General features: G+C 64.6%; 9 protein-coding genes. All 9 read left to right on the top strand.

Annotation, left to right across the window (positions count from 1 at the left end):
• Window positions 1-589 (top strand): molybdopterin-dependent oxidoreductase (locus Q0716_RS01260; RefSeq protein ID WP_299018817.1); only part of this gene is annotated, 589 nt, incomplete at its 5' end.
• Window positions 586-1668, top strand: a complete 1083-nt coding sequence (nuoH, locus tag Q0716_RS01255; RefSeq protein WP_299018815.1) for an NADH-quinone oxidoreductase subunit NuoH — start codon at window positions 586-588, stop codon at window positions 1666-1668. The genes Q0716_RS01260 and nuoH, both read left to right, overlap by 4 nt.
• A gap of 14 nt (window positions 1669-1682) precedes the next feature.
• Window positions 1683-2195, top strand: coding sequence for an NADH-quinone oxidoreductase subunit NuoI (nuoI, locus tag Q0716_RS01250; protein WP_299018813.1), 513 nt, complete (start codon window positions 1683-1685; stop codon window positions 2193-2195).
• A gap of 24 nt (window positions 2196-2219) precedes the next feature.
• Complete coding sequence (locus Q0716_RS01245; protein ID WP_299018811.1) at window positions 2220-2864, top strand: NADH-quinone oxidoreductase subunit J; 645 nt, start codon at window positions 2220-2222, stop codon at window positions 2862-2864.
• Entirely contained in the window at window positions 2861-3181 is a 321-nt protein-coding gene (gene nuoK / locus Q0716_RS01240) for an NADH-quinone oxidoreductase subunit NuoK (RefSeq protein ID WP_299018810.1), read from the top strand. The genes Q0716_RS01245 and nuoK overlap by 4 nt, the downstream gene beginning before the upstream one ends.
• 31 nt (window positions 3182-3212) lie before the next feature.
• Window positions 3213-5240, top strand: coding sequence for an NADH-quinone oxidoreductase subunit L (gene nuoL / locus Q0716_RS01235; protein WP_299018809.1), 2028 nt, complete (start codon window positions 3213-3215; stop codon window positions 5238-5240).
• Window positions 5241-5253: 13 nt separating this feature from the next.
• Window positions 5254-6729, top strand: coding sequence for an NADH-quinone oxidoreductase subunit M (locus tag Q0716_RS01230; RefSeq protein WP_299018808.1), 1476 nt, complete (start codon window positions 5254-5256; stop codon window positions 6727-6729).
• 36 nt (window positions 6730-6765) lie between these two features.
• The gene (nuoN, locus tag Q0716_RS01225; RefSeq protein ID WP_299018807.1) at window positions 6766-8247 is read left to right on the top strand and encodes an NADH-quinone oxidoreductase subunit NuoN; all 1482 of its coding nucleotides are present in this window, start codon (window positions 6766-6768) and stop codon (window positions 8245-8247) included.
• A gap of 19 nt (window positions 8248-8266) precedes the next feature.
• The coding region (locus Q0716_RS01220; protein ID WP_299018806.1) for a DUF2818 family protein at window positions 8267-8452 on the top strand (186 nt) is incomplete at its 3' end.

Here is an 8452-nt window from a genome sequence, read left to right as displayed (position 1 = left end):
CATGGGCTTCGTGCCGGGCGAGGGCGGCAAGGACGCGGCAGCGATGCTCTCTGGTGGGCTGCAAGCCGTCGTGTTGCTGGGCGTCGAGCCCGGGGCCGACACCGCGCTGGCTGGCCAGGCGCTGGCGGACGCCGGTATGGTCGTCACGCTCAGTCCGTTCCAGGCCAACCTCGACATCAGCGACGTGCTGCTGCCGATTGCGCCGTTTACCGAGACGTCGGGGTCGTTCCTCAACGCCGAGGGGCGGCTGCAGAGCTTCCAGGCGGTGGTCAAGCCGCTGGGCGAGACGCGCCCGGCGTGGAAGGTGCTGCGCGTGCTGGGCAACCTGCTGGGCCTGGCGGGGTTCGAGCAGACCTCGTCGCAGGAGGTGCTGGCGCAGGTGCTGCCGGGTGTGGCCAGTGGCGATTTCGTGCCCGGCGAGCGGCTGGACAACCGGGCCCGCGGCCCGATCGACCTCTCGCCTGCGGCCGGTGAGCCCTGTGTGGCTGCGATTTATCAGCTCGACGCCCTGGTGCGCCGAGCTCCGGCGCTGCAGGCGACGGCGGACGGCCGTGCCGCTCGCGCCAACGCTCAAGGAGTGTGCGCATGATCGACACCCTCTACCAAGGTGGGCTGCAGCTCAGTTCGGCGGCTTGGTGGACCCAGGCGGGTTGGCCCGTGGTCTGGATCCTGCTCAAGATCGTGGCGCTGCTGGCCCCGCTGATGCTGCTGGTGGCCTACCTCACGTGGTGGGAGCGGCGCTTGCTCGGCTTCATGCAGGTGCGCCTGGGCCCCAACCGGGTGGGGCCGTTCGGTCTGCTGCAGCCGATTGCCGATGCGCTCAAGCTGCTGACGAAAGAACTGATCCGGCCCACGGCCGCCAACGGCGGGCTTTTCTGGCTCGGCCCCATCATGGCCATCATGCCGGCGCTGGCGGCGTGGGTGGCGGTGCCGTTCGGCCCAGACGTGGTGTTGGCCAACGTCAACGCTGGACTGCTCGTCATCCTGGCCATCACGTCCATCGAGGTGTACGGCATCATCATCGCGGGTTGGGCCTCCAACTCCAAGTACGCGTTCCTCGGCGCGTTGCGTGCGTCGGCGCAGATGGTCAGTTATGAGATCGCCATCGGTTTTTGCTTCCTCGTCGTCGTCATGACCGCCGGTAGCCTGAACCTGGCCGACATCGTCGCCTCGCAAGCGCGCGGCACGGGTGCCGACCTGGGGCTGAACTTCCTGTCGTGGAACTGGCTGCCGCTGTTGCCGATCTTCATGGTGTACCTGATCTCGGCGGTGGCCGAGACGAATCGCCACCCGTTCGACGTCGTCGAGGGCGAGGCCGAGATCGTCGCCGGTCACATGGTCGAATACTCGGGCATGGGCTTTGCCATCTTCTTCCTGGCCGAGTACGCCAGCATGTGGCTGGTGTCGATCCTGGCGGTGCTCATGTTCCTGGGTGGGTGGTTGCCGCCAATCGACAGCGCCGTCTTCAACGCCATCCCCGGCTGGATCTGGCTGGGGCTCAAGACCACGATCCTGGTGTCCCTGTTCATCTGGATCCGCGCCACGTTCCCGCGTTTTCGCTACGACCAGATCATGCGTCTGGGCTGGAAGATTTTCATTCCGGTGACGCTCATTTGGCTGCTGCTCGTGGGCGCCGTGATGCAGACGCCGTGGAACCCTTGGAAGTGAAGGAGCGCACATCCATGTCCGCCACCACCGCCGTCGCCCCGTTTTCGCTCAAGGACTTCTTCAAGAGCTTTTTGCTCGTCGAGCTGTTCAAAGGCATGGCCCTGACCGGTCGCTATGCGCTGCGGCGCAAGGTGACGGTGCAGTTCCCAGAGGAAAAAACTCCGCTGTCGCCACGCTTTCGTGGCCTGCACGCGCAGCGTCGCTACCCCAATGGCGAGGAGCGCTGCATCGCCTGCAAGCTGTGTGAAGCGGTGTGCCCTGCGATGGCCATTACCATCGAGTCGGCGCAGCGCGAGGATGGCACCCGCCGCACCACGCGCTACGACATCGACCTGACCAAGTGCATCTTCTGCGGGTTCTGTGAGGAAGCCTGCCCGGTCGACGCGATCGTCGAGACGCACATCTTCGAGTACCACGGCGAAAAGCGCGGGGATCTGTACTTCACCAAGGACATGCTGCTGGCCGTTGGCGACCGCTACGAGAAAGAAATCGCTGCCGCCAAGGCGGCCGATGCGAAGTACCGCTGACTCCGGCCATTGCACGAGCACATCATGGATTTCGTCTCAGGGTTTTTCTACGTTTTCTCGGCGGTGCTGCTGTTTGCCGCGTTGCGCGTCATCACCGCGCGCAACCCGGTGCACGCGGTGCTGTACCTGATGCTGGCCTTCTCGCAGGCGGCCGCGCTGTGGTTGCTGCTCAAGGCCGAGTTTCTCGGCATCGCGCTGGTGCTGGTTTACCTGGGCGCGGTCATGGTGCTGTTCCTGTTCGTCGTGATGATGCTCGACATCAACGTCGACGCCATGCGCGCCGGGTTCTGGAGACACCTGCCGCTGGCGCTCCTGCTCGGGGCACTGGTCAGTATCGAGCTGATCGCCGTGCTGTGGGCGGGCTTCCCGACCGCGACCGTCGATGCGGCCGTCGCCACCACGGCCATGCACGCGCCAGACCATAACAACACCCATGCGCTCGGCGTGTTGCTCTATCGCGACTACCTGTATCCGATCCAGGTGGCGGCGGTGATTCTGCTGGTGGCCATGGTGGCGGCGATCGCGTTGACGTTGCGCGGACGCAAGGACACCAAGACCATCGATCCGGGCGTGCAGGTGCGCGTCAAGGCCAGCGACCGCCTGCAGGTGCTGCGTGTGCCTCCCGCCACCGTCGCTGCCGCTGACGCGGCCAAGGAGGAGCAAGCATGAGTACCCTCGGCACCCTCGGGGTGGGACATTTTCTGTCCGTGGGCGCGATCCTGTTCGCGCTGTCGGTGGTGGGGATCTTCCTCAACCGCAAGAACCTGATCGTGCTGTTGATGGCGATCGAGCTGATGCTGCTCGCGGTCAACCTCAATTTCGTGGCGTTTGCTCACTATCTGGGCGACCTGCACGGACAGATCTTCGTCTTTTTCATCCTGACCGTGGCAGCGGCGGAGTCGGCCATCGGCCTGGCGATCCTGGTGCTGCTGTTCCGCAACAAGTCGTCGATTGACGTCGAGACGCTCAACACCCTCAAGGGTTGACGCGCATCCCGGACCCCACGCGACCCACACCATGACGACCCTTTCCTCAAGCATGTTGCTGGCCGTGCCGCTGGCCCCGCTCGTCGGGGCGGCCGCCGCCGGCATTCTGGGCACGAAGTTTGGCGGCAACTGGATCGGCCGGCGCTGGTCCCACAGTTTGACCATTCTGGGGGTGCTGGTTTCCTTCGTCCTGTCGGCGATCACGCTCAAGCGCGTGGCGCTCGACGGCGCCTACTTCGACCAAACGATCTACGAATGGATGGTCATCGGCGGCCTGAAGATGGAGATCGGCTTTTTGGTCGATGGTCTGACGGCGATGATGATGTGCGTCGTGACCTTCGTGTCGCTCATGGTGCACATCTACACCATCGGCTACATGGAGGATGACGCGGGCTACAACCGGTTCTTCGCCTATATCTCGCTATTCACGTTCTCCATGCTCATGCTGGTCATGAGCAACAACCTGCTGCAGCTCTTCTTCGGCTGGGAGGCGGTGGGCCTGGTGTCGTACCTGCTGATCGGCTTTTGGTTCAACAAGCCGACGGCCATCTTCGCCAACATGAAGGCCTTTCTCGTCAACCGGGTGGGCGACTTCGGCTTCATCCTCGGCATCGGCCTGTTGGTGGCCTACACCGGCACGCTCAACTACAACGAGATTTTCGACAAAGCGCCGGCGTTGGCCGCGATCGAGTTCCCGTGGTACGTCTTCGGGCAAGAGGCCATGCTCGTCACCGTGATCGGGATTTGCCTGTTCATCGGCGCCATGGGCAAGAGCGCGCAGTTTCCGCTGCACGTCTGGCTGCCGGACTCGATGGAAGGCCCGACGCCGATTTCGGCCCTGATCCACGCCGCCACCATGGTGACGGCGGGCATCTTCATGGTCGCGCGTATGTCGCCGCTGTACGAGCTGTCGGACGCTGCGCTCAACTTCATTCTGGTCATCGGCGCCATCACGGCCTTCTTCATGGGGCTGCTGGGCATCATCCAAAACGACATCAAGCGCGTGGTGGCCTACTCCACGCTGTCACAGCTCGGGTACATGACGGTGGCGCTGGGCGCATCGGCGTACTCGGTGGCGGTGTTCCACCTGATGACGCACGCGTTCTTCAAGGCGCTGCTGTTCCTGGCGGCGGGCTCGGTCATCATTGGTATGCACCACAACCAGGACATCCGCTACATGGGTGGCCTGCGCAAGTACATGCCCATCACGTGGATCACCTTCTTGCTGGGCACGCTGGCGCTGGTGGGCACGCCGTTGTTCTCGGGCTTTTACTCCAAGGACGCGATCATCGAGGTGGCGCGTTTCAGCAACCTTCCGGCCTCGGGTCTGGCCTACGCGGCGGTGCTGGCTGGGGTGTTCGTGACGTCGTTCTACTCGTTCCGGCTGTATTTCCTGGTTTTCCACGGGCCGGAGCGCTACGACCAGAATCCGGACGCTCACCACGGGCACCACGGCGACCATGACGATGGCGACGGCAAGCCGCACGAGTCGCCGTGGGTGGTGACCGCGCCGCTGCTGCTGCTGGCGGTGCCGTCGGTGGTCATCGGCTACCTGACGATCGAGCCGATGCTGTTTGGTGACTTCTTGGCCGCGTCCATCGAGGTGCACGCGGACAAGCACCCGGCGATGGCGAAGTTTGCCGAGACCTTCCACGGGCCGCTGGCCATGGCGCTGCACGCCTTTAGCACCCCGCCGCTGTATCTGGCCGTCGCCGGTGCCGTCACCGCGTGGTATCTGTACCTGGTGCGCCCCGAGTTGCCGGCACGCATCGCCACGGCCCTGCGTCCGCTGGTCGTCGTGCTGGAAAACAAGTACTACATGGACTGGATCAACGAGCACATCATCGCCCGCGCGGCCCGTGCCATCGGCGTGGGGCTGTGGAAGGGCGGCGACCGCGGCGTGATCGAGACCGGCATCGTCAACCTGAGCTGGAAGGTCGTTGGGGCCGTCGCTGGCCTCGTGCGTCGGGTGCAGACCGGCTATCTCTACCACTACGCCTTCGTGATGATTTTGGGCGTCCTGGCTTTCATGACTTACTTCGTCTGGCTCGCCAAATAAGGAGAACGAGAGCATGGGTTTGCTGAGCCTTGCGATTTGGACGCCGATCCTTTTTGGCGTCGTGCTGCTCGCGATGGGCCGTGACGAACACGCCCCCGTGGTGCGCTGGGTGGCCTTGATGGGCGCGCTGTTGGGGTTGGCGGTGACGGTGCCGCTCTACACCGGTTTCGAGGTCGGCTCGGCGGCGATGCAGTTCGTCGAGCGTGCGCCGTGGATCGAACGCTTCAACGTTCACTACCACCTGGGGGTGGATGGGATCTCGCTGTGGCTGATCCTGCTGACGGCGTTCATCACCGTCATCGTCGTGATCGCCGGCTGGGAAGTGATCACCGAGCGCGTCAACCAGTACATGGGCGCGTTCCTGATCCTGTCCGGGCTGATGATCGGTGTGTTCGCGTCGCTCGATGCGATGCTGTTCTACATCTTCTTCGAAGCCACGCTCATCCCGATGTACATCATCATCGGCATCTGGGGTGGCCCGAACAAGATCTACGCGGCGTTCAAGTTCTTCCTCTACACGCTGCTGGGCTCGCTGCTGATGCTGGTGGCCCTGATCTACCTCTACAACGCCTCCGGTGGCAGCTTCGATCTGGCCACGTGGTACCGGCTGCCACTGTCGGCCGAGGTGCAAACGGCGCTGTTCTTCGCCTTCTTGGCGGCGTTCGCGGTCAAGGTGCCGATGTGGCCGGTGCACACCTGGTTGCCGGATGTGCACGTGGAGGCGCCCACGGGCGGGTCGGCGGTGCTGGCGGCGATCATGCTCAAGCTGGGCGCGTACGGTTTTCTGCGCTTTTCGCTGCCCATCACGCCCGATGCCTCGCATCAGTGGGCCGATCTGATGATCGCGCTGTCGCTGGTGGCGGTGATCTACGTGGGGCTGGTGGCCATGGTGCAGCAGGACATGAAAAAGCTGGTCGCGTATTCGTCCGTGGCGCACATGGGCTTCGTGACGCTGGGTTTTTTCCTGTTCAACGACCTGGGCGTCTCGGGCGCCATCGTGCAGATGATCGCGCACGGTTTCGTGTCGGCGGCCATGTTCCTGTGCATCGGCGTGCTGTACGACCGGGTGCACTCGCGTGAGATCCGCGACTACGGCGGCGTGCTCAACACCATGCCGGCGTTCGGGGCGTTCGCGCTGCTGTTCGTCATGGCCAATGCGGGGTTGCCGGGCACCGCGGGCTTCGTCGGCGAATGGATGGTGATCCTGGCGGCGGTCAAGGTCAACTTCTGGGTGGGGTTGCTCGCGGCCACGTCGCTCATCCTGGGTGCGGCGTATTCGCTGTGGATGTTCAAGCGCGTCTACCTCGGTGCGCCGGTGCACGAGCACGTCAAGGCGCTCAAGGACATCAACGCGCGTGAGTTCTTGGTGCTGGCGTTGCTGGCGGTCATGGTGCTGTACTTCGGCATTCACCCGAAACCGTTCACCGACGTCATGGATCCGGCGGTGCAGCAGTTGCTGCAGCACGTCAAGGTCTCCAAACTGGGTTGACGTGTCGGCCTATTTGTTACAGAAAGCGTTCGTCACATGATTGATGCCGTTAGCTGGGCCACGGCCACCCCCGAGCTGTTGCTGCTCGCCATGGCGTGCGTGATCGCCCTTTTCGACCTGTTCGTCGACACCCCGTTGCGCGACTCCACCTATCGCTTGACCCAGTTGACGCTGGCGGTCGTGGCGGGGCTGGAAGCGTACCTGGCGCTCAGCGGCCAGACCCTGGTCGGCTTCGGGGGCATGATCGTGAGCGACCCGATGGGCGCCTGGCTCAAGTGTTTCGCGACCGTGGCGCTCATGGTGACGCTGGTGTACGCGCGTCCCTACGCCGGTGCGCGCGACATGCTGCGCGGCGGCGAGCTGTTTACGCTGTCGCTGTTTGCGCTGCTGGGCATGTTCATCATGATCTCGGGCCACCACTTCCTGGTCATCTACCTGGGGTTGGAGCTGCTGACGTTGTCCAGCTACGCCCTGGTGGCGCTGCGGCGTGACGACGTGCGCGCCACCGAGGCGGCGATGAAGTACTTCGTGCTCGGTGCGCTGGCCAGCGGTTTTCTGCTCTATGGTCTGTCGCTGGTCTACGGCGCCACGGGCAGCCTGGGGGTGACGCAGGTCGCGCACGCCGTTCAGGCCGGGGTGGCGCAGCCGTCGGTGCTGATGTTGGGGGTCGTGTTCGTGGTCGCGGGGCTGGCGTTCAAGCTGGGCGTGGTGCCGTTCCACATGTGGGTGCCGGATATCTATCACGGCGCCCCCACGGCCATCACGCTGTTGATTGGTAGCGCGCCGAAGCTGGCCGCGTTCGCCATCGTCGTGCGGCTGCTGGCCGAGGCGATGCCCGCCGTGGCGGCCGACTGGCAGCAGATGCTGGCGGTGCTGGCGGTGGCGTCGCTGCTGGTGGGCAACCTGGCCGCGGTGGCGCAGCGCAACTTCAAGCGCATGCTGGCGTTTTCCACCATCGCGCAGATGGGCTTCATGCTGCTGGCACTGGTGGGCGGCGTGGTCGGCGGCGACGCATCGGGCATGGGCGACGCCTACGGCGCGGCGATGTTCTACGTCGTCACCTATGTGCTGACGACGCTGGCCACGTTCGGTGTGATGCTGCTGCTGGCGCGCGAAGGCTTCGAGTCGGAGGAGATCGAGGACTTCGCGGGCCTGAACCAACGCAGCCCGCTCTACGCCGGGGTGTTGGCTGCGTGCATGTTCTCGCTCGCCGGTGTGCCACCGCTGGTCGGCTTCTACGCCAAGTTGGCGGTGTTGCAGGCCTTGTTGGCTGCGGGCGGCGGGGTCTACGTCGGGTTGGCGGTGTTTGCGGTGCTCGCGTCGCTGGTCGGGGCGTTCTACTATTTGCGCGTCGTCAAGGTCATGTATTTCGATGCGCCCACGCAAACCGCGCCCATCGCGGCGCCGCTGCCGGTGCGGGCGGTGCTGTCGGTCAATGGTGCTTTGGTGCTGCTGCTGGGGTTGCTGCCTGGCGGTCTGATGACACTGTGTGTCCAGGCCGTGCGCTCGGTCTTGTGAGGCAGGTTAGACTGCAGGCATGAGTCTGGATACTGCCGTTTGGCTGGTCATCGCGCTGGCGCTCGTGGGCGCCAACTTGCCGTTCATCAACGAGCGCTGGCTGGCGCTGCTGCCCGCGCGGGGGGGGGCCAAGCCCTTGTGGGGACGGGTGGCCGAGCTGGTGGTGCTCTATGGGCTGGTCGGGGGCCTGGCGCTGGCGCTGGAG

The organism is uncultured Tepidimonas sp. (assembly GCF_938045175.1).
Classification (GTDB): domain Bacteria; phylum Pseudomonadota; class Gammaproteobacteria; order Burkholderiales; family Burkholderiaceae_C; genus Tepidimonas.
Note: the sequence above shows the minus strand (reverse complement) of the source record. Positions and strands in the feature narration are given on the sequence as shown.